Raw genomic sequence first — 20,869 nt, forward strand, 5'->3', positions numbered from 1 at the left:
GAGCAATACTATATAAGCTTAACGCTTTTTATTAACATTTTATTTAACTTTTCGTTTAAAAGTTTAACTATTTTTTCTTTTCCATAACTTAATTCTTCTCGTAAAACCGAAGAAGTAAGCTTTACAACTAAAATACCGTTTCTAAATTTAAGATCGTTTGTGTAACTCACTACGCCACTACCCATTACATCTGCCCAAGCATCTTTAATCAATACTAAGTCAATGCCTTTTTGCAATTTATTTTCTCGCAAAACATCTGCCATTACCTCTTTTATGGATAGAAATTCGTTATTTCTTCTGTTACTCATAACCTAGTTTAAATCAAACATTTTATAAGGTTGATTGGTCTTTTTTATAACATTCTCAGTTCTTTCGGCATGGGTGTCGGTAATAAATATTTGTCCGAAATTTTTGTCGTTGACCAAATCTACAATTTTTGACACTCTATTTTCGTCTAATTTATCAAAAATATCATCCAAAAGCAAAATTGGTGTTTTTTTGGACTGTAATTGTATTAAATCAAATTGTGCCAACTTCATCGCGATTAAATATGTTTTTTGTTGTCCTTGAGATCCAAACTTCTTTATAGGATAACCTTCTATTGAATATAACAAGTCATCACGGTGTATTCCCACTGATGTATATTGCAAAACCCTATCTTTTTCTATGTTTTTTTGTAATAATTCTTCAAAATCTGTGTTTTTCAACTGGCTTTTATAGTCAAAACTTACATTTTCATCGTCATTACTTATATTCTTATGCCTTTTTTCGAATATAGGAGCAAAATCTTCTGCAAACTGTTTTCTTTTCTGATAAATTTTATCACCAAAAGTTATTAACTGTTTATTGTAAACATCAATATTTAAAGCATCAAAAGTATGATTTGATGCAAAGTACTTTAACAATGCGTTTCGTTGTGATAGTACTTTATTATAGGCTATTAAGTCTTGCAGGTAGTTTTTGTCTGATTGTGCAATAACACTGTCCATAAATTTTCGCCTAACATCACTACCCTCGCTAATTAAGTTAGTATCATTGGGAGAAATAATTACAACAGGAATCAACCCGATATGCTCAGAAAGTTTTTCATATTCCTTTCCGTTACGTTTAACAATCTTTTTTTGTCCCTTTTTTAAACTACAATTGATTAGTTCCTCTCTTTTATCAAGATTAAAAGCACCTTCAACAACAAAAAATTCTTTGTCGTGTTTAATATTCTGGACTGCAATAGAATTAAAATACCCTTTTGTAAAAGCCAAATGGTATATCGCATCCAAAACATTGGTTTTACCTACTCCATTGTTCCCTACAAAGCAATTTATTTTAGTGTCAAACTCAAATGCTTCCGCCTCAAAATTCTTATAATTTACTAGGCTGATTTTCTTTAGATACATGCTTTATTTACCGTTCGTTGCAAAAAAACGAAATTTACATCAATAATAAGAATATTATATCATAAAAAATTATATTTTTGCACCCACAAATTTTGACATAAAAATGGCAACATATAAGAAAAAAGGAGGCAAGGCTAATAAAGATAGAATCTCTAAAATTGAAGAAGAAAGTACAACAGCTGAAGTGTTTAATACTTTAGATGAAACAGCTTCTAGATCTGAAAAGTGGGTAGAAAAAAATAGTAAGCCACTTATGATTGGTTTAGTGACGGTTGCGGCTGTTATTTTAGGATATTTGGCGTATAACAAGTTTGTTAAAGAACCAAAAGGTATTGAAGCTGCTAATGAATTGGCATATCCAAAGAGCTTTTTTGACCAAGCTGAGTCAGGTTCAGCTACTGTTGTTGTTGACTCTCTATATAATTTGGCCCTAAACGGTGCAGATGGGAGATACGGATTATTGGACATTATTGATAATTACGGCAGTACAGACGCAGGTAATTTAGCAAAATACATGGCAGGTATTTCTTATTTAAAAACCAGTGATTATGAAAACGCTATTGAACTTTTGAGCGATTTTTCTACGGATGATGAAATTTTAGGTGCTATTGCCGAGGGCAATATAGGTGATGCTTTTTCACAAATAAACCAACCTGAAGATGCTATGCAACATTACATTAAAGCTGCCGATTTTAAAAGCAACGAATTCACCTCATCCTTATATTTGTTTAAAGCTGGGAATATTGCTATGGATTTAGGAAACTATTCAAAAGCAGAAGAATTATTTACCAAAATTAAAAATGAATATCCAAATTCTGACGAAGGGACCAAGATTGATATTTATTTGAACAGAGCAAGGCTATCTGCTCAAAATTAAGCCTTTATGGCAACTACAAACTTATCCGATTACGATAAATCGACTCTTAGCAATGCTAAAAGTTTAAAGTTTGGTATTGTCGTTTCTGAGTGGAATACTTCAATTACTGAAAATCTTTATCAAGGAGCAGTTACTACATTATTGGATAACGGAGCGTTAGCAAAAAACATCACCCGACTAAATGTTCCTGGTAGTTATGAGCTTGTTTATGGCAGTAAACACCTCTTAAAAAAAGGACAATTCGATGTCATAATTGCCATTGGATGTGTAATACAAGGCGAAACCAAACATTTCGATTTTGTTTGCGAGGCGGTTTCACAAGGTATTAAAGATTTGAATATTCAGTTTGATATTCCTACTATTTTTTGCGTGTTAACCGACAATACACTCCAACAATCTATTGATAGGTCTGGTGGAAAATACGGCAACAAAGGTGTGGAATGTGCTGTTGCAGCTATTAAAATGGCAACATTAGCATAGCTTTAACAGGTTATTTCTCAAATATTTTTTGATTGCCCCTAATAATTTCTGTAAATTTGGGTTTGGTTTAGTTTTTGGTGTTATTAAGCTAAAATTTAATTAAAATAGTATTAGTTATGGGATTTATAAAACGAACGCACAAAAAATTTGATTACACTCCCAGATATTATAAAGGTGAGGGTAATCCATACAAAATAGAACATAAATTTGACGAATTTAGGACTACGGTTGGTAAAAAAAGTCTAAAAGCAAAATTTAATCATGCTATAGAAGAATCAAAAAGCTCAAAAGGTGTAAATAAAACAATAGTAATAACAATAGCTATTTTAGTATTTATTTTTCTTTATATCATTGATTTTGATTTGTCCATTTTTCAATTGAAATAAATGTCAGACATCATTCAACTACTTCCAGATCATGTTGCCAATCAGATTGCTGCCGGCGAAGTGGTTCAACGCCCTGCTTCGGTTGTAAAAGAATTGCTAGAAAATGCTATTGATGCAGATGCTACTGAAATAAAATTACTCATTAAAGATGCAGGGAAAACCTTAGTCCAGGTTATCGATGATGGCAAAGGCATGAGTACCACCGATGCCAGATTATCTTTTGAACGCCACGCCACTTCAAAAATAAGAACTGCTGAAGACCTGTTCAACTTGAATACCAAAGGTTTTAGGGGCGAAGCATTGGCGTCTATCGCCGCCATTGCCCATGTGGAGGTAAAAACCAAACAATCTAACCAAGAATTAGGTACGCACCTAAAAATTGAAGGCAGTACAATTCAAAACCAAGATGTAATTGCCACACCAACGGGTACCAGCATTGCTGTTAAAAATTTATTTTTTAATATTCCCGCACGTAGAAATTTTTTAAAATCCAACTCCGTAGAGTTGCGACATATTAAGGATGAATTTTATCGCGTAGCCCTTACACACCCTTCCATTGCATTCGATTTTTACAGTAATGACAATGAGGTTCTCAACTTAAATAATAGTAATTTACGACAACGTATTGTTGCGGTATTCGGAAAAAAGATAAACGAAAAATTAGTCCCCATTCAAGAACACACGGATATTATAACTATTGATGGATTTGTATCAAAACCAGAATTTGCAAAGAAAAAAAGAGGTGAACAGTTCTTTTTTGTAAATAACCGATTTATAAAAAATGGGTATTTACACCATGCCGTGCTAAATGCTTTTGACCAATTATTACCGGCTGGGCATCATCCCTCCTATTTTCTATATTTAAGTGTACCGCCCAATACCATTGATATAAACATACACCCAACAAAAACAGAAATAAAATTTGACAATGAGCAGGCACTTTATGCTATTTTACGCTCAACCATAAAACATAGTTTAGGACAATATAATGTAGCTCCAGTTTTAGATTTTAATAGAGATGAAACGCTGGATGTCCCGTATTCGTTTAAGGACAAAACATCGGTTGCCACACCAAAAATAAAAGTGAACCCAAGTTTTAACCCTTTTGAAAGTGAGATTGGTTCAAAATCCTTTCAAAAACCAAAAGTTGCCCAATGGGAATCTTTATATGCTGGAACTGAAACTGCAGTTGATGTTCAACAAATTGAAGTTGAAGCTGAGATAGTAAATCAGGAATTATTTGATGATTCGGAAAATGAAATAAAATCCAAAACACATCAAGTTCATAAAAAATATATTTTAAGCGTTATTAAATCGGGGGTGGTCTATATCAATCAAAACCTAGCACACCAGCGTATTTTATATGAAGAATTATTGACCAAAATGACAGTTGAAGATACTTCTAGCCAACAACTGCTGTTTCCGTTAACATTGGTGTTTAATAAAGAAGATATTGCATTCTGCAAAGAAATAAAACTTGAACTAGAAAGCGTAGGGTTTCAATTTGCTTCTATAGAAAATGACACCGTTACCCTGAACGGTATTCCAGTAAATGTAAATCAAAACAATGTACAAGGCCTATTTGAAGAACTGTTTGAAGACATAAAAAATGAAATACCCGATTCCAGTTTTAGCCAATTGGATACTATTGCCAAAAGCTTGGCCAAAAGTTTAGCCATAAAAAATGGAACTAAATTGAACAACAAAGAACAGGAAGAGCTTTTAGAGCAATTATTTTCTTGTAAAGAGCCCAACCAATCGCCTTTTGGTAAAAAAACATTTATTACACTTACTTCTGAAGAAATTCAACTTAAATTTGACAATTAATTTACTTTACAATTACTTATAATGGGAAGAATTACCGATGCCGTAAAACATTTATTGATTATTAATGTAATATTTTATGCGGTTACATTTCTTATACCAAACATGGAGGATAAAATGTTTGAGTGGTTTGCTTTATTTTACCCTACCAGCCCATTTTTTAAACCATGGCAATTTGTTACACACATGTTTATGCACGGTGGGCTCATGCACATTATTTTTAATATGTATGCATTGTGGGCTTTTGGCTCTCCACTAGAGCAATTATGGGGTAGAAATAAATTCTTTTTCTTTTACTTTTCAGCAGGCTTAGGAGCTGCTTTGGTTTACACTCTATCAAATTATTTTTTATTAGATTATAATGCTGTGGCAGTCGGAGCATCTGGAGCAGTTTATGGAGTACTTGTAGCGTTTGCAATGAATTTTCCTAATTCCAAACTCGCTTTAATATTTTTTCCGGTACCCATAGCTGCTAAGTATTTTATTCCAATCATCCTTTTTGGTGATTTGTTTTTTGGTTTTACTAATTATTCTGTCGGAAATATTGCTCACTTTGCCCATATAGGTGGTGCATTGTTCGGTTTTTTAATTGCGTTTTACTGGAAAAACAACCAGTTTAAACGGTGGGACAAGTAAGGTTAGAGGTTAGAGGTTAGAGGTTAGAGGTTAGAGGTTAGAGGTTAGAGGTTAGAGGTTAGAGGTTAGAGGTTAGAGGTTAGAGGTTAGAAAAATAAAAAATTGAATAATTTAAAAGATAAAATAGTATACAAATTTAAAACGGCAACTATTGCTGAGCAAATTATTTATGCAACTATTATAGTTTTTATTGTAACGTTGCTATTTAGAGCGTTTTCTACCTTAATGCAATGGAACGATAATTTGTTTGTCAATTGGTTTGCTTTACCTGCACAGTTTGACGAGTTTTTAACAAAGCCTTGGTCCATAATTACCTATGGGTTTTTACATGCAGATTTTTTTCATATTTTATTTAATTTGTTGATATTATACTATATCGGGAATCTGTTTTTAGACTTTTTTTCAAAACGCGATTTTCTGATTTATTATTTATCCGGAATTGTGGTTGGTGGAATTATTTATTTAACCAGCTATAATTTTTTTCCAGCATTAAAAGGTAGCAATTCAATTCTATTAGGTGCTTCGGCGGGTGTAACCGCTATTTTAGTGGGTTTAGCAACTAAAATACCCAATTACGCTATCAACTTTAGGTTTATTGGTGCTATTAAATTGTGGTATATTGCGGTAGCCATGATTCTCAGAGATTTAATTTTACTACCTTTTGAAAATACTGGTGGGCATTTAGCTCACTTAGGTGGTGCTTTAATTGGTTTTTTATTGACCAATCAGGTTAATAAAGGCAAAAGTTTTAGTAATTTATTTGGTTTTATTTTTAAATCAAAAAAGGAAAAACCACTTAAGACTGTTTATAAAAATCCGCAAGCTCAAAAAAGTACAAAATCATCAGATCAACAACAGAAAATTGATGCTATTTTAGACAAGATAAGTAAATCGGGCTATGAAACATTGAGCAAAGAGGAGAAGGATTTTCTTTTTACCGTTGGCAAAAAATAACTTAGTAATTTAAATAGTGAAAAAACTATCCTTTTTTAATAAAATTTTATTTACCCTAAATACACTCTTTGTTCTAGGGTTGGTTTTTTCCTTTTTTTTACCAAGACTCTCTCCAAATGATTTTGGAGTAATCTCATTATTCAGCTTAATAGTACCTATACTTATTATCGGCAACGTTTTTTTTGTGTTGTACTGGATTTTAATTGGGTTTAAAAAACAATTTTTACAATCTTTTTTAATTTTGATTTTAAGCTATTTTTTTATTCCTCAACTGTATAAGTTCAACAGTAACAGCTCCCAAGAAAGTGATGACTCAATTAGTATAATGAGCTTTAATGTTAGAAAATTCAATAGGTATAAATGGATTAAAACGGATAGCCTAGAAGCAAAAATTAAAGATTTGATTAAAAATGAAAATCCTGATATTTTAGCTTTGCAAGAATATAGAAAAGTTAAAGATTTTAAATTAAACTATCCTTATTTTAGCAATCCACCTACTGAGAATTATAGTGATTCCATTAGAAGAAATAGACATAGGGTAAGTTTAGCCATATATTCTAAATATCCAATTATTAATCAAGGAATTTTAAATTATGCCGAATTATTATCAAGTGCTATGTTTGTTGATGTAGTAAAAAATAAAGACACATTAAGAGTTTATACTTTCCATATGGCTTCTTTAGGTATTATTCCTGATGCCGATTATTTTGGACATGATGATTCTGAAAAATTAGTCAAAGAAGTACGAAAATCTTTTAAAATACAGCAACAACAAATTGACACATTGAATAATCATATAAAAAATTGCAACTATAAAGTGATATTGGCTGGTGATTTAAACAACACTTCATATTCTTGGGCTTATAAAAATGTAAAAAACGAATTACAAGATTCCTTTTTAGAGGCCGGTACGGGTTTTGGTACCACCTATAAGTTTAAAAGATTCCCCTTACGAATAGACTATATTTTTGCCGATAAAAATTTCAAAATTACTTCTCATAAAAATTATGACGTAGAACTCTCAGATCATTTCCCTATAAAGGCCACATTAAAGCTCAAAAAGTAAGTTACCTTATAAAATCATAATCCCGCTCTACCTTACAAATTCTCACTTTAAAGTGCTTGTACCATAATGACCTACCCTTGTTCCTGGCTACCATATGTTCAGTATTCATTTTCCAATTTTTAATAGCCTCTAAACTTTCCCAATACGAAACCGTTATGCCTACATCTTCTCTGACTGATTCTACTCCTAAAAATCCAGGTTGTTGTTCCGCCAAGTCTACCATTTTTTCTGACATGGCTGCATAACCATTGTCATTTTCTGTTTTTAATGAAGTAAAAATCACAGCGTAATATGGTGGTTGTGGGGTTTTTGCTATCATAATTGTAGTATATATTTTTGCTCTGAAAGTTGTAAATCATTACTTATAAAATCTTCAACAAATTGAAAATTAACATTCTTAATTATTTTTAATGAAGCCTTATTATCTATAGCAACATTAGCAATTATTTTTTTTAAACCCATCGATTTACAATAATCAATCAATCCATCAAAAACTTCAGTTCCATATCCATAGCCCCAATATTCTTCTAAAAAACGATACCCTATTTCATCATCGTTATTCTCATCTTTTACTAAAGCTACAGTCCCAATAAAGGCGTTATCATGTCTTCTGACAATAGCATATATCCAAAAATTATTATCTTTTTTATCGTAAAATTCAATCAATTTAGGGAGTTCTTCTTTATTTTCTTGATAGGTCATGGCCTTACCTCTAACATATCTCATTACATTTATGTTAGATTGCATTGCATGAAAAGGCTCAAAATCTTCGGGTATAAGTTTTCTAACCAACAGCCTTTTTGTAGTATAAATGATTGACACTTTTTCGTTAAATCTTTTTAAATGAAAAACCCAATGGTTAAATCATTAACAATTATATTTCCTAACTTTGCACCTTGTAAAGATACGGTAATGCCAATAGATAAAAAAGTTGCTTTTTACACACTGGGATGCAAACTAAATTTTTCTGAAACCTCTACCATAGCAAGAGGTTTTCAGGATAAGGGTTTTGAACGTGTTGATTTTAACCAAAAAGCGGATATTTATGTCATAAACACCTGCTCTGTTACAGATAATGCTGACAAACGTTTTAAAACCATAGTTAAATCGGCATTAAAACAAAATGATGAGGCTTTTTTAATTGCTATTGGTTGTTATGCTCAATTAAAACCCGAAGAATTGGCAAAAGTAGACGGTGTTGACTTGGTGTTGGGTGCTACCGAAAAATTCAAGGTAACCGATTATATCAATAACCTTTCTAAAAATGATAAGGGTGAAGTTCACTCTTGTGAAATTTCCGATGCTAATTTTTACGAAGGTTCCTACTCTATTGGTGATAGAACAAGAGCTTTTTTAAAAGTACAAGATGGTTGTGATTATAAATGTACCTATTGTACCATTCCACTAGCTCGGGGTATTTCCAGAAGTGATACTTTAGAAAACGTACTACAAAATGCAAAAGAAATTTCAGAACGCGGAATCAAAGAAATTGTTCTGACCGGAGTTAACATTGGTGATTATGGCAAAGGTGAATTCGGCAATAAAAAACATGAACATACATTTTTTGATTTAGTCCAAGCATTGGATAAAGTAGATGGTATTTATCGTTTACGGATTTCATCCATTGAACCCAATTTATTAAAGGATAAAACCATTAATTTTGTAGCCAATTCTGAAAGTTTTGTTCCACATTTTCATATTCCGCTACAAAGTGGAAGTGATGATTTGTTGAAAAAAATGAAACGCCGTTATTTACGAAAAACCTATACGGACAGAGTTCAAAAAATTAAAGAAGTAATGCCCAATGCCTGTATTGGTGTTGATGTCATTGTAGGTTTTCCTGGGGAAACCGACGCCCATTTTTTAGAAACTTATAATTATTTAAACGAGCTGGACATATCATACCTGCACGTATTCACATATTCGGAAAGACCAAATACCGAAGCAGTTTTAATGGAAGGTGTTGTACCCAAAAACATTCGTCATAAACGTAGCAAAATGCTACGTGGGTTATCGGTTAAAAAGCGTAGGGCGTTTTACGAAAGCCAATTGGGAAATGAGTTGACCGTATTGTTCGAAAACGATAATAAAGAAGGTTATATTTATGGCTTTACCGAAAATTACGTAAAAGTAAAAACGCCTTGGAATCCGGAATTGGTAAATACGCTACACGAGATAACGCTAACTGATATTGATGAAGACGGAGTTGTTCGATTTGGTTTTGTAAAACAGCCTGTATTTGCATCATGATAGAAAAAAAACAACTCTATTTTGTACCCGGTTTAGCTGCTAGTCCAGATATTTTTGAATACTTGAGTTTACCAGAAGATCAATATGATATACATCACTTAGATTGGTTAGTCCCCGAAACTAAAGACGAAGATATTCGACATTATTCACAACGGATGTGCGAAAGAATTAAACATAAAAATCCTGTTTTATTAGGTGTTTCATTTGGGGGTGTTGTGGTGCAAGAAATGAGCAAATTGATTGACACAGAAAAAGTTATTATTATTTCTAGTGTAAAATCTAAGGAAGAAATCCCAAAACGTTTTAAATTGGCAAAAGCAACTAAAGCTTATAAACTATTGCCTACAAAAGCGGTTTCCAATATAGAAAGCTGGGCAAAATACGCTTTTGGAGATACAGTCAAAAAACGAGTAGAACTCTATAAAAAATACCTTTCCATGCGAGATGGTGATTATTTACCTTGGGCAATTCACAACGTGTTAAACTGGCAACAAGAAAAACCACTGCCCAATATCGTTCATATACATGGTGATAATGATGGGGTTTTTCCTATTAAACATGTAAAAGATTGTAAAGTAATCGAGGGCGGAACACATACAATGATTTTAAATAAAGCAAGACCAATCTCCAAATTGTTAACCGAAGTAATTTAGTATCTTTCTACTATGAAAATTGAAAAAACATTTATAAACGATTTATTGATTATTACACCTACGGTTTTTACAGACGAAAGAGGTTATTTTTTTGAGAGTTATAATAAGAAAGGTCTTGAGAACTATGTTAATGAAGAGTTTGTTCAAGACAATGAGTCTTTATCTCAAAAAGGAGTTTTAAGAGGTTTGCATTTTCAAAACCCTCCTTATACGCAAGCAAAACTGATTCGGGTTTTTGCTGGAAGTGTTTTAGATGTATCTGTCGATTTAAGAAAGAATTCACCAACTTATGGTCAACACTTTAAATGTATATTGTCTGCTGATAATAAAGTACAACTTTATGTTCCCAAGGGTTTTGCTCATGGATTTGTAGTTTTGGAAGAAAACACAATATTTTGTTACAAATGCTCTGATTATTATAATAAAGATTCAGAAAGAGCAATTTTATGGAACGATGATACGTTAAATATTGATTGGCAAATTAAAAACCCTATTATTTCTGAAAAAGATAAAAGTGCAGAAAATTTTGCTAATTTTGTTACACCTTTTTAATAATCCCCAATATTATGAACAAGCCATTACGCATATTAGTTATATTAAGTGTTATCATTATTAGTGGTATTTTAATAAACGCTACTCAACAAGATAGTGAAAATGAAACTGAAAATGCATCAGAAACTAAGATTAAAAATGATAAAGTAACAAGCGACTCTTATACTATCAAGGCGATTAAAATTCCCGAAAATCTGGAATTTGCTGGAGAAAGTGTCCCATTACACAAGCCGCATATAAAAGAACAAGTTGACCGAGAGTTTTTGGTAAATACGTATTGGCAATCTAACGGATTGCTATGGATAAAACGTTCGCACAAATATTTTCCTATAATAGAGCCCATTTTAAAAGAAAAAGGTTTACCTGATGATTTTAAATATATAGCCGTAATTGAAAGTAATCTAATGAATGTAACTTCTCCTGCTGGTGCTAAAGGCTTTTGGCAACAATTAAGTGGGGCTGCAAGGGAAAATGGATTAGAGGTTAACAGTAATGTTGATGAGCGATACCACTTAGAAAAAACAACACGTGCAGCTTGTGATTATTTATTAGACGCAAAAAAGACATATGGCACTTGGGCATTGGCTGCAGCTGCATACCATTCTGGAAAAGGAAATATTAATAAATATTTGAGAGAACAAATGGTAGATAGTTATTACGACCTACTTTCTGGACCTAATACTGAGCGTTATTTACCAAGAATTTTAGCTGCTAAGTATATTTTAAGCAATCCTGAAAAATATGGGTTTGAATTCGATGAGTCAGATTTATATACTTACCCTGAACATACAACTGTAAAAGTGGATACACCTATTACAAATATCGCTCAATTTGCAAAAGACCACAATACAAATTACAGAGAGTTGAAAATTTTAAACCCTTGGTTACGCGAAAACAAATTAAACAATAAGTCTCGTAAGGTTTATTATATTGATATACCGAAATAATCAGTGATCGGAAGCCTTTGGGTGGTAATTGGTAATAAAAGACCTCACGAGTTTTAAATCCTTTGAGGTCTTATGATAAGATTTCACTTTTAACTTTTTCAAAATCGGTCATGATTTCTTTTACAATTTCAGCTGCGGGTTTTATATCGTGTATCAATCCCGCTATTTGACCAATTTCCAGTTCACCTTCATCTAAATCACCTTCAAACATTCCTTTTTTAGCTCTGGCCCTGCCTAACAACGCTTTTAGTTCATCAATAGAAGGATTATTCTGATATAACTCTTGAACATCATCATAAAACTTATTTTTTAACAAACGAACCGGAGCCAATTCTTTTAAAGTCAACTGGGTGTCACCTTCTTTGGCTTCAACTACCTTTTGTTTAAAATTAATATGCGAAGACGCCTCATTGCTTGCTACAAACCTGCTTCCAATTTGTACACCGTCAGCACCCAACACCATAGCTGCCAACATACTTCGGCCAGTGGCAATGCCACCAGCAGCAATTAATGGAATATTGATTTTCTCTTTTACCATTGGTATTAACGTAAACGTAGTCGTTTCATCACGACCATTATGTCCACCAGCTTCAAAACCTTCAGCTACGATAGCGTCAACTCCTGCTTCTTGTGCCTTTAACGCAAATTTCACAGAACTTACTACATGTACAACGGTTATTCCGTTTTCCTTTAAAAAAGAAGTATGGGTTTTAGGATTTCCAGCCGAAGTAAAAACGATTTTGACGCCTTCTTCTATAATAATTTGTAGCAGTTTTTCAATATCAGGATAGAGCATCGGTACATTTACACCAAATGGTTTATCCGTTGCTTTTTTACATTTTTGTATATGCTCTTTAAGCACTTCAGGATACATGGACCCCGCACCTATCAAACCTAACCCACCAGAATTGCTAACGGCAGAGGCCAGTCTCCAACCACTCGCCCAGACCATACCTGCTTGAATTAACGGGTATTTTATAGAAAAAAGTTTTGTGATTTTGTTTTGCATTATAATTATTTTGAAGCAAATTTCAATGGTATATTATATTCTGTTTGCACTTTTCTATTCATATGTATCCGTGGATTCCAATAAGGTAAATTTCTAAAAAATGAAATAATTTGTTGTTCAAATTTCTTTGGGACTTTTTCGGAAATTGTAATCTCATTTATACTACCATCAAAATCAATAATGAAATCAACATATATTTTACCTTTAACATCATAACTTATTTTTGACACTAAATCACGTTTTATTAATGCAATAAATTTTTTATTACCACCTTTAAAAGTTGGTTTTTTGCAAATAATTGTGTCATTAAGCGATTTACCGTTTTCGTCCCAAACCTGGTATTTTAATATGTCATTATTTTTTGCATAAACTCTACTAGCAAGTTTTCCATTGTGGTGATAGTAATTCCAAACCCCTTCTTTTTTACCATTCTTGTAAATCCCTTTATGGGATATTGCACCATCTTTAAACCAAAAAACAGCCACACCATCCTTAAGCCCATTCTTATTGTAATTAGTTACCGCAGTAACAATCCCAGATTTAGAGAAATTTTGAAATTGGCCTTGAGGCACTTTTAAGTCTTTCGTTTTATAAAAACCTTTTCTTACTGGAAAACCTCCTCGTTTATAGATTGTCATCTCCCAAATGCTATCTCTTTTTACAATAATTCTTATGTTCCTTGCATTTTCAGCGGTAGTAACATTATTTTTTCCATCCAGAAAATTAACTATTGAATCTTGGGCATATATAGTTTTAGAAAAAAAAATGATTAATAGAAGTAAAATAATTCTCATAATTTCAAAATTTAAGAAATAACCCCAGAACCCAACAGCTCATCATCTTGATACCAAGCTACAAACTGGCCTTCGGTAATTGCTGACTGTTTATTTTCAAACTCCACATATAATCCACCTTTTACCTTGTGTAAAGTTGCTTTTTCCAATTCTTGTCTATATCTAATTCTTGCTTTAACTTGCATTTTCTCTCCGTTAGCTAACATTAAGTCTTCACGAATCCAGTGAATTTCATCATTAGCTACAAATAATACATTTCTGTATAGTCCTTTATGGTTTTTACCTTCTCCGGCATAAATAACATTTTCTTCAACATCCGTTTCTATGACAAAAAGAGGTTCAACGGTACCCCCTACTCCCAACCCTTTACGTTGACCTTTGGTAAAATAATGTGCCCCTTGATGTTTACCAACTACTTTTCCATCATTTATATTATATTGAAATTTCTCTGCTTTAAAAGCGAGCTCTTCTACTTTATTCTCAAATTTAAGTTGAGATTTTACATAAACATCAGAATCATCAGGAATCTGAATAATTACACCTTCTTTTGGTTGTAACTTTTGTTGTAAAAATTCTGGCAAACGCACTTTGCCTATAAAACATAAACCTTGTGAATCTTTTTTCTCAGCAGTTATCAAATCTAAATCCGTAGCAATTTGTCTAACCTCAGGTTTTGTTAATTCCCCAATTGGAAAAAGTGTTTTTGCTAATTGTTGTTGAGACAATTGACATAAAAAATAGGATTGGTCTTTATTATTGTCTTTACCTGCTAGCAGTTGATATATTTCTTTTTCGTTTTCTTTTACAATCCCTTTACGACAATAATGACCGGTTGCCACAAAATCAGCACCCAACTCCAAAGCTATTTTTAAAAAAACATCAAATTTAATTTCTCTATTACAAAGCACATCTGGGTTCGGTGTTCTCCCTAATTTATATTCACGAAACATATAGTCAACAATACGTTCCTTGTATTCAACACTCAAATCTACAACCTGAAAAGGAATTCCTAACTTATCGGCGACAAGCATAGCGTCATTACTATCTTCCAACCATGGACATTCATTAGAAATGGTAACAGAATCATCATGCCAATTTTTCATAAACAATCCTATAACTTCATAGCCTTGCTCTTTTAATAAAAATGCTGCAACACTTGAATCTACTCCTCCAGAAAGCCCTACTACTACTCTTTTCATTATTATTTTTTCTACAGGCAAAGATATGAATAGACTAGCAGATAAAAAACATATTTAAAAAGGTTGGTTTAATGACCAAACTTGTAGCTATGATTTGCTAAAAAAACGTTAAAATTTCAATTTTGTTTAACTATTTAAATAAAAGATTAAACATTATTTGTATATTTGTCAAAACTTTAAAACATAAACAATGAAAAAACTATCGAAATTATTTACTGGATTATTAATCTTATTCCTTGCATTCTCATTTGTATCATGTGATGACGATGACGATCCAAAACAACCAGAAATTAAAACAATTACTGATTTTGTCAAAGCAAACGAAGCCAACTATGGTCTTTTGCTTGAAGCTTTGACCAAAGCTGACGGAGGATTAGCAACTGTATTAGATGGTGCCGGACCATATACTGTTTTTGCTCCTAACGATGCTGCGTTTACAGCATTTCTCTCGGCAAATGGATTTGCAAATATAGATGCTGTACCATCTGATGTTCTATCTCAAATTCTATTGAACCACGTTGTATCGGGTGCTGTAAGATCTACAGATTTAGCAACTGGGTATATTGAAACATTATCTACAGCTGCTCCTGGATCTAACAAACTAAATATGCATGTTAATATTGAGGGTGGTGTTACACTTAATGGTGTTTCAAAAGTAACTGCTGCAGATAATATTTTAGAAAATGGTGTAGTACATTTGGTTGATGCAGTTATAGGTTTACCAACAATAGTAACTTTTGCTACGGCTGATCCGAATTTTTCAACATTGGTTGCTGCTCTAACTCGAGCTGATCAACCTGATTTTGTTTCAATTTTATCAACTCCTGATGGATCTGACCCTGCTCCTTTCACAGTGTTTGCTCCAACTAATGATGCCTTTGGAAGTTTACTAACTGAATTAGAAGCATCTGGGCTTGACGATATTGATAAGGAGACGTTAACAGCTACATTAAATCATCATGTAGTTGGTGGTGCAAATGTTTTATCAACATCTTTAAGTGATAACATGACTGTTGGAACTCTTGGTGGAGACATAACAGCAAACATCACTGGAGGTGCAACACTTACTGATGCCAACGACAGAGTAAGTAATATAGTAGCAGTTGATGTACAAGCTGCAAATGGAGTTATTCATGCAATAGATAAAGTAATATTACCTCCATTAAATTAAAAAGAAGTTTGGTTGGTTAGTTTTTGAAAGGCTTAATTGCAACTGCAATTAGGCCTTTTTCTTTTGATTTTATTGACCTTCCTTTTTCAGTTTTTTTGGGCGTGGCTTCTTTTTATTAGGCTGTTCTGTACTTACCAATTCTCCGTCAACGTAATTTTCCCAAGTACCTACCTTCTTATCGTCCTTAAACTCTCCTTTTGTTGTTAGTTCTCCCGTTTTTCTATTGTAGTAAACGGCTTTACCGTTTAACATACCATTTTTATAGTGAAAGTGTTGGTATAAATGGCCTTTTATAGAATATTTTCTGTAAACACTATCTAACTTACCATTTTTATAGTATCCAACTTCTGTTGGCTTTCCAGAATTATAAAAAGTTTTATAATCGCCTTCCAATTTACCATCAACATAGTTTTCTTCTGACATAATAGTCTTACCATCTTCATGGTAAAATTGCCACTTCCCCACTCTATTTTTACCTTTCATTTTTCCTTTGCTAAGCAACAATCCATTATCATTGTAAAAACTAACATCCGCAACACCACCTTTGCTTTTATATTCTTTTATAACATTAGGATACTCAGATTGAGCGGCGGAATAGTATTTAAAAATACCTACTTCTTTACCATGTTCAAAAGTACCTTGGTATCGTATTCTGTCGTTACTATAATACTTTTTCCAAATACCATGTCTCTTACCGTTTTCATCTAATTGATTAACGTCATTTTGCGAAAATGAGTAATGAGAACTCAAAATTGCTAAAATCAAAAAAACATAGGGTAGTTTTATTTTTTTCATAAATACTGTTGTTTTTATAACATCATACAAATAATGTTCCAAGTTTTTATATCAATTTAACGTAACATTCATCAATAAATTATAGGGCTTTATAAAGATTTCAGAAAAGCTCTATACAAAAAAAAAGTTAATAATTATAATATTTTTATATTTTTTCTGTTAAAATACATCCAAATGCAACGGTGAAAAAACATTTTAATACACTAAAGTAGTTTATGAACGCAGTAAAAAATATGAACAAATATTCTTTAATAAAAGAGCTAAATATAATCCCAAATACAAATAGAGAAAGTCTTAAGAAGCTATCAAAATTAATACTTACGGATCAATCTTTATTTGAATCTTTGGTAGAAATATCTTTTGATTACGATAACGATATTTCTCTTAAAGCTATTGCTACTTTAGAGTTAGTTGTAGAACAGCGTCTAGATTGGATTGCTTATAATTTATCCTATTTTACAAAAAATATTTCTCGGGTAAAAGATGAAAATGCTATTAAGTCTGTCTCTAAAATATGTAATTTAATAGCTCAAGAATACACTTCAAAGTATGATTCGCCAATTAAATTGATTTTAACCTACGAGCAATTATCAGAAATAATTGAAACATGTTTTGATTGGATGTTAAAAGACTACAAAGCATCTATTAAAACCAATGCCATGGACACACTGTTCCACATTGGTAAAAAAATTGGATGGATTCACTATGAGATAAAACTGATAATCGATAAAAACATTTCAGCTGAAAGTTCAAGTTATGCATCAAAAGCTAAAAAGGTATTGGAAATGATCGAAAAAACTAGTGTAGCTTAGAAAACTTCTTAAAACCTTTTCAGTTCATCCGTTTTCATTTATTTTTACAGTCTAATTAAGACTAAATGAACTTAAATGAATTGAATGCAGTATCACCTATTGATGGTAGGTATCGTAATAAAATTTCAAATTTAGCTCCTTTTTTTTCAGAAGAAGCTCTCATAAAATATCGTGTAAAAGTAGAAATTGAATATTTTATTGCTTTGACGGAAATTCCTTTGCCACAGTTAAAGGATTACGATAAAAATACCAATGTAGCTTTACGTAATATTTATACTGATTTTTCTTCGATAGATGCTCAAAAAATCAAGGATATTGAAAAAGTTACCAACCATGACGTAAAAGCCGTTGAATATTTCATTAAAGAAAAATTTGATGATTTAGGTTTAGAGCAATTTAAGGAATTTATTCATTTTGGTTTAACCTCTCAAGACATTAATAATACTGCAATTCCATTATCAATTAATGATGCTTTTGATAACGTTTATTATCCAGAACTAGCTAAACTAATTGAAAAATTAAGAACTTTGGCAGGTGATTGGTCAGAAATTTCCATGCTAGCACGCACACACGGTCAACCGGCATCACCTACACGATTAGGTAAAGAAATCATGGTTTTTGTTGAGCGTGTTGAACAACAAGTAAACCAATTACAAAATATACCCTATGCCGCTAAATTTGGTGGAGCTACGGGAAATTTTAATGCTCACAAAGTTGCATATTCAGATATAGATTGGAAAAATTTTGGTTCTAATTTTGTTGAAAAAGTTTTAGGGTTACATCATTCCTTTCCTACCACTCAAATTGAACACTACGATCATATTGCTGGTATTTTTGATGCCTTAAAACGAATAAATACAATTATAATTGATTTAGATAGAGATATTTGGACATATATTTCTATGAATTATTTTAAACAAAAAATAAAGAAAGGTGAGGTAGGTTCTTCTGCCATGCCACATAAAGTAAATCCTATTGACTTTGAAAATTCAGAGGGAAATTTAGGAATGGCCAATGCCATTTTTGAACATTTATCGGCTAAGTTACCTATTTCGAGATTACAACGTGACTTGACCGACTCAACGGTATTACGTAACGTAGGTGTACCCTTTGCTCATACACTAATTGGTTTTTCTTCTACCTTAAAAGGACTGAATAAGTTATTGCTTAACAAAGAAAAATTTGAAGAAGATTTAGAAGAAAATTGGGCGGTGGTTGCTGAAGCCATTCAAACCATTTTAAGACGAGAGAATTACCCAAACCCTTATGAAGCCTTAAAAGGGCTGACAAGAACCAATACTAAAATCAACCAAAAAACTATGGCCGATTTTATTGATGGTTTGGATGTTAATGATACTATAAAAGATGAGTTAAAAACGATTTCTCCTTCTAATTATACTGGAATTTAATGCGATATTTAATTCTTATACTTAGTTCTATATTCTTTTTTTCATGTACTGAACAAGGAGATATTAATCAGTTTAAAACAGGGACATTTAAAACTCATTTAGACGATACAGACATTAATTCTGTAGCTTACAGAAATGATTCCATTCAAATAGAAACGTATAATAATGTAAAAGATACGTTTGCCATCAAGTGGACTTCAAATTTTGAATATGAGTTGTTAAAATTAAACCCAAAAACACAATTAGACAGTACGCCTTTTATAGTTAAAATAACAGGAATTAAGGAAAATTCTTATTCCTTTTTAGCTCATTTTAAGGGTTCAAATTTTAAGCAAAAAGGTAAGGCAGTTAAACTTGAAGATTAAAAACTAGGAATATGGCATCAGGATTTTTTGCTTTGTTAGATGATATTGCCGCATTAATGGATGATGTAGCTGTAATGGGTAAAGTCGCTACGAAAAAAACAGCTGGAATTTTAGGTGATGACTTGGCCGTTAATGCAGAAAAAGCATCAGGGTTCATATCGTCAAGAGAGATTCCCGTGCTGTGGGCAATTACAAAAGGATCTTTTTTGAATAAGCTGATTATCTTGCCTATTGCATTTTTATTAAGTGCATTTTTACCTTGGGCAGTAACGTTGATATTGGTTTTAGGTGGTGTTTATTTAGCATACGAAGGGGCTGAAAAAATATATGAGTATTTTGTTCCACATCATCATGAAACGGAAAAAACTGAAAACAAAGAATTAACCAAAGAAGAAATTTTAGCACTCGAAAAAACAAAGGTAAAATCGGCTATAATAACCGATTTTATTTTATCAATTGAGATTGTCATTATTGCATTGGGAACTGTACTTGACCAACCGCTTTTGACCCAAATAATGGTGGTTTCTTTAGTTGCTATAATTGCAACCATCGGTGTTTATGGCATTGTAGCACTTTTAGTTAGAATGGATGATTTAGGTTTCAGACTTGTAAAATTGAGCAACAATAAAAAAAACCTGACCCATTATACAGGTACATTTTTAATTAATGCCTTGCCAGTAATCATTAAGGCATTAGCCGTTATTGGCACCATTGCTTTACTATTGGTTTCAGGAGGTATTTTTGTGCATTACGTAGATTTTCTTCATCATATTTCAGAAGATTATTTGTCTGAAATACCAGCAATACTAAAAGAATTTGTTTTTGGATTGATAATTGGAGCCGTGGCACTATTTTTCATGAAATTGTTTAAAGGTATTTGGAAAACAATAAAAAAATAAACTCTTTGGTGGGTTTTTACTATATTTGTGCAAGTGAAAAATAAGGTTTTACATAGTGTTTTTTCTGTAATTCTTACGACAATTGTACTGTTGCCATTTGCATTGCAAACATTGCATGCTTTTGAACAACACGAACATGTTTATTGTGGTGCAGAAAATGAAAAACACTTTCACCAAGATGAAATTGATTGTCATTTCAATCACCTAATCATTACTTACAGTTCTTTTGATTTTGATGATGATTTTACTATTATTGAACCCTTAGATTATCTTCAAATTTTTGATGACTATCATCAAACTTATTTTAATCCATCTCAAAGCTCGAAATCTTCAAGAGCACCTCCATATTTTATTGTTTAATTAGTTATTTATCAACGTTTTAATAAGCAATAAAATT

Annotated in this window: 25 protein-coding genes; 17 read left to right on the forward strand and 8 right to left on the reverse strand. The window is 32.2% G+C overall.

Annotated features, from left to right (window positions below):
• Nucleotides 1–8 precede the first annotated feature (8 nt).
• Together U5A88_RS09500 and recF are read right to left on the reverse strand one after the other, a co-directional pair.
• Nucleotides 9–308, reverse strand: coding sequence for a DUF721 domain-containing protein (locus U5A88_RS09500; RefSeq protein WP_354205875.1), 300 nt, complete (start codon nucleotides 306–308; stop codon nucleotides 9–11).
• A gap of 3 nt (nucleotides 309–311) precedes the next feature.
• The gene (gene recF / locus U5A88_RS09505) at nucleotides 312–1,394 is read right to left on the reverse strand and encodes a DNA replication/repair protein RecF (protein WP_354205877.1); all 1,083 of its coding nucleotides are present in this window, start codon (nucleotides 1,392–1,394) and stop codon (nucleotides 312–314) included.
• Nucleotides 1,395–1,497: 103 nt separating this feature from the next.
• Between recF and U5A88_RS09510 the strand changes: the two genes are divergently transcribed.
• The 7 genes from U5A88_RS09510 to U5A88_RS09540 all read left to right on the forward strand — a co-directional run bounded on the left by U5A88_RS09510 (nucleotide 1,498) and on the right by U5A88_RS09540 (nucleotide 7,617).
• A complete protein-coding gene (locus U5A88_RS09510) occupies nucleotides 1,498–2,271 on the forward strand; it encodes a tetratricopeptide repeat protein (RefSeq protein WP_354205879.1) in 774 nt (257 codons plus the stop codon).
• A gap of 6 nt (nucleotides 2,272–2,277) precedes the next feature.
• Entirely contained in the window at nucleotides 2,278–2,751 is a 474-nt protein-coding gene (ribH, locus tag U5A88_RS09515) for a 6,7-dimethyl-8-ribityllumazine synthase (RefSeq protein WP_354205881.1), read from the forward strand.
• 116 nt (nucleotides 2,752–2,867) lie between these two features.
• The gene (locus tag U5A88_RS09520; protein ID WP_354205883.1) at nucleotides 2,868–3,137 is read left to right on the forward strand and encodes a riboflavin synthase subunit beta; all 270 of its coding nucleotides are present in this window, start codon (nucleotides 2,868–2,870) and stop codon (nucleotides 3,135–3,137) included.
• Nucleotides 3,138–4,964, forward strand: a complete 1,827-nt coding sequence (gene mutL / locus U5A88_RS09525; RefSeq protein ID WP_354205884.1) for a DNA mismatch repair endonuclease MutL — start codon at nucleotides 3,138–3,140, stop codon at nucleotides 4,962–4,964.
• A 21-nt stretch (nucleotides 4,965–4,985) separates the two neighbouring features.
• Nucleotides 4,986–5,597: a rhomboid family intramembrane serine protease gene (locus U5A88_RS09530; protein WP_354205886.1), complete on the forward strand. Its 612-nt coding sequence runs from the start codon at nucleotides 4,986–4,988 to the stop codon at nucleotides 5,595–5,597.
• A gap of 102 nt (nucleotides 5,598–5,699) precedes the next feature.
• On the forward strand, nucleotides 5,700–6,551 hold the full coding sequence (locus U5A88_RS09535; RefSeq protein ID WP_354205888.1) for a rhomboid family intramembrane serine protease: 852 nt from the start codon (nucleotides 5,700–5,702) through the stop codon (nucleotides 6,549–6,551).
• A gap of 325 nt (nucleotides 6,552–6,876) precedes the next feature.
• The gene (locus U5A88_RS09540) at nucleotides 6,877–7,617 is read left to right on the forward strand and encodes an endonuclease/exonuclease/phosphatase family protein (protein ID WP_354205890.1); all 741 of its coding nucleotides are present in this window, start codon (nucleotides 6,877–6,879) and stop codon (nucleotides 7,615–7,617) included.
• 1 nt (nucleotide 7,618) lies between these two features.
• Here the strand turns inward: U5A88_RS09540 and U5A88_RS09545 are convergent, their stop codons facing one another.
• Both U5A88_RS09545 and U5A88_RS09550 read right to left on the reverse strand, forming a co-directional pair.
• Entirely contained in the window at nucleotides 7,619–7,936 is a 318-nt protein-coding gene (locus U5A88_RS09545; RefSeq protein ID WP_354205892.1) for an antibiotic biosynthesis monooxygenase family protein, read from the reverse strand.
• Nucleotides 7,933–8,439, reverse strand: coding sequence for a GNAT family N-acetyltransferase (locus U5A88_RS09550; protein WP_354205894.1), 507 nt, complete (start codon nucleotides 8,437–8,439; stop codon nucleotides 7,933–7,935). The genes U5A88_RS09545 and U5A88_RS09550 overlap by 4 nt, the downstream gene beginning before the upstream one ends.
• Before the next feature lie 90 nt (nucleotides 8,440–8,529).
• Between U5A88_RS09550 and mtaB the strand changes: the two genes are divergently transcribed.
• The 4 genes from mtaB to U5A88_RS09570 are packed head-to-tail and all read left to right on the forward strand — an operon-like array spanning nucleotide 8,530 to nucleotide 12,019.
• The gene (mtaB, locus tag U5A88_RS09555) at nucleotides 8,530–9,867 is read left to right on the forward strand and encodes a tRNA (N(6)-L-threonylcarbamoyladenosine(37)-C(2))-methylthiotransferase MtaB (RefSeq protein ID WP_354208169.1); all 1,338 of its coding nucleotides are present in this window, start codon (nucleotides 8,530–8,532) and stop codon (nucleotides 9,865–9,867) included.
• Nucleotides 9,864–10,520, forward strand: a complete 657-nt coding sequence (locus U5A88_RS09560) for an alpha/beta hydrolase family protein (RefSeq protein WP_354205896.1) — start codon at nucleotides 9,864–9,866, stop codon at nucleotides 10,518–10,520. Before mtaB ends, U5A88_RS09560 begins: the two co-directional genes overlap by 4 nt.
• Before the next feature lie 12 nt (nucleotides 10,521–10,532).
• Complete coding sequence (gene rfbC / locus U5A88_RS09565; protein WP_354205898.1) at nucleotides 10,533–11,072, forward strand: dTDP-4-dehydrorhamnose 3,5-epimerase; 540 nt, start codon at nucleotides 10,533–10,535, stop codon at nucleotides 11,070–11,072.
• A gap of 14 nt (nucleotides 11,073–11,086) precedes the next feature.
• Nucleotides 11,087–12,019, forward strand: a complete 933-nt coding sequence (locus U5A88_RS09570; RefSeq protein ID WP_354205899.1) for a lytic transglycosylase domain-containing protein — start codon at nucleotides 11,087–11,089, stop codon at nucleotides 12,017–12,019.
• Nucleotides 12,020–12,089: 70 nt separating this feature from the next.
• Here the strand turns inward: U5A88_RS09570 and U5A88_RS09575 are convergent, their stop codons facing one another.
• The 3 genes from U5A88_RS09575 to mnmA are packed head-to-tail and all read right to left on the reverse strand — an operon-like array spanning nucleotide 12,090 to nucleotide 15,021.
• Entirely contained in the window at nucleotides 12,090–13,028 is a 939-nt protein-coding gene (locus tag U5A88_RS09575; RefSeq protein ID WP_354205901.1) for an NAD(P)H-dependent flavin oxidoreductase, read from the reverse strand.
• Between the two features lie 5 nt (nucleotides 13,029–13,033).
• On the reverse strand, nucleotides 13,034–13,822 hold the full coding sequence (locus tag U5A88_RS09580) for a toxin-antitoxin system YwqK family antitoxin (protein WP_354205903.1): 789 nt from the start codon (nucleotides 13,820–13,822) through the stop codon (nucleotides 13,034–13,036).
• 11 nt (nucleotides 13,823–13,833) lie between these two features.
• Nucleotides 13,834–15,021: a tRNA 2-thiouridine(34) synthase MnmA gene (gene mnmA / locus U5A88_RS09585; RefSeq protein ID WP_451963160.1), complete on the reverse strand. Its 1,188-nt coding sequence runs from the start codon at nucleotides 15,019–15,021 to the stop codon at nucleotides 13,834–13,836.
• 190 nt (nucleotides 15,022–15,211) lie between these two features.
• Here mnmA and U5A88_RS09590 point away from each other — a divergent pair, with 190 nt between their 5' ends.
• A complete protein-coding gene (locus U5A88_RS09590) occupies nucleotides 15,212–16,192 on the forward strand; it encodes a fasciclin domain-containing protein (RefSeq protein WP_354205907.1) in 981 nt (326 codons plus the stop codon).
• A gap of 69 nt (nucleotides 16,193–16,261) precedes the next feature.
• Here U5A88_RS09590 and U5A88_RS09595 read toward each other — a convergent pair whose 3' ends face one another.
• Nucleotides 16,262–16,987, reverse strand: a complete 726-nt coding sequence (locus U5A88_RS09595; RefSeq protein WP_354205909.1) for a toxin-antitoxin system YwqK family antitoxin — start codon at nucleotides 16,985–16,987, stop codon at nucleotides 16,262–16,264.
• 215 nt (nucleotides 16,988–17,202) lie between these two features.
• Here U5A88_RS09595 and U5A88_RS09600 point away from each other — a divergent pair, with 215 nt between their 5' ends.
• The 5 genes from U5A88_RS09600 (at nucleotide 17,203) to U5A88_RS09620 (ending at nucleotide 20,832) form a co-directional block, all read left to right on the forward strand.
• Nucleotides 17,203–17,799 carry a hypothetical protein gene (locus U5A88_RS09600; RefSeq protein WP_354205910.1) on the forward strand — a complete coding sequence of 199 codons (597 nt, stop codon included), beginning with the start codon at nucleotides 17,203–17,205 and terminating at the stop codon, nucleotides 17,797–17,799.
• Between the two features lie 65 nt (nucleotides 17,800–17,864).
• Entirely contained in the window at nucleotides 17,865–19,208 is a 1,344-nt protein-coding gene (purB, locus tag U5A88_RS09605) for an adenylosuccinate lyase (protein ID WP_354205912.1), read from the forward strand.
• Nucleotides 19,208–19,573 carry a hypothetical protein gene (locus tag U5A88_RS09610; RefSeq protein ID WP_354205914.1) on the forward strand — a complete coding sequence of 122 codons (366 nt, stop codon included), beginning with the start codon at nucleotides 19,208–19,210 and terminating at the stop codon, nucleotides 19,571–19,573. Before purB ends, U5A88_RS09610 begins: the two co-directional genes overlap by 1 nt.
• Nucleotides 19,574–19,584: 11 nt before the next feature.
• Nucleotides 19,585–20,472 carry a DUF808 domain-containing protein gene (locus U5A88_RS09615; RefSeq protein WP_354205916.1) on the forward strand — a complete coding sequence of 296 codons (888 nt, stop codon included), beginning with the start codon at nucleotides 19,585–19,587 and terminating at the stop codon, nucleotides 20,470–20,472.
• 33 nt (nucleotides 20,473–20,505) lie between these two features.
• Nucleotides 20,506–20,832, forward strand: a complete 327-nt coding sequence (locus tag U5A88_RS09620; protein WP_354205918.1) for a hypothetical protein — start codon at nucleotides 20,506–20,508, stop codon at nucleotides 20,830–20,832.
• Nucleotides 20,833–20,869: the final 37 nt, after the last annotated feature.

It is taken from the genome of Aureibaculum sp. 2308TA14-22 (assembly GCF_040538665.1).
GTDB lineage: Bacteria > Bacteroidota > Bacteroidia > Flavobacteriales > Flavobacteriaceae > Aureibaculum.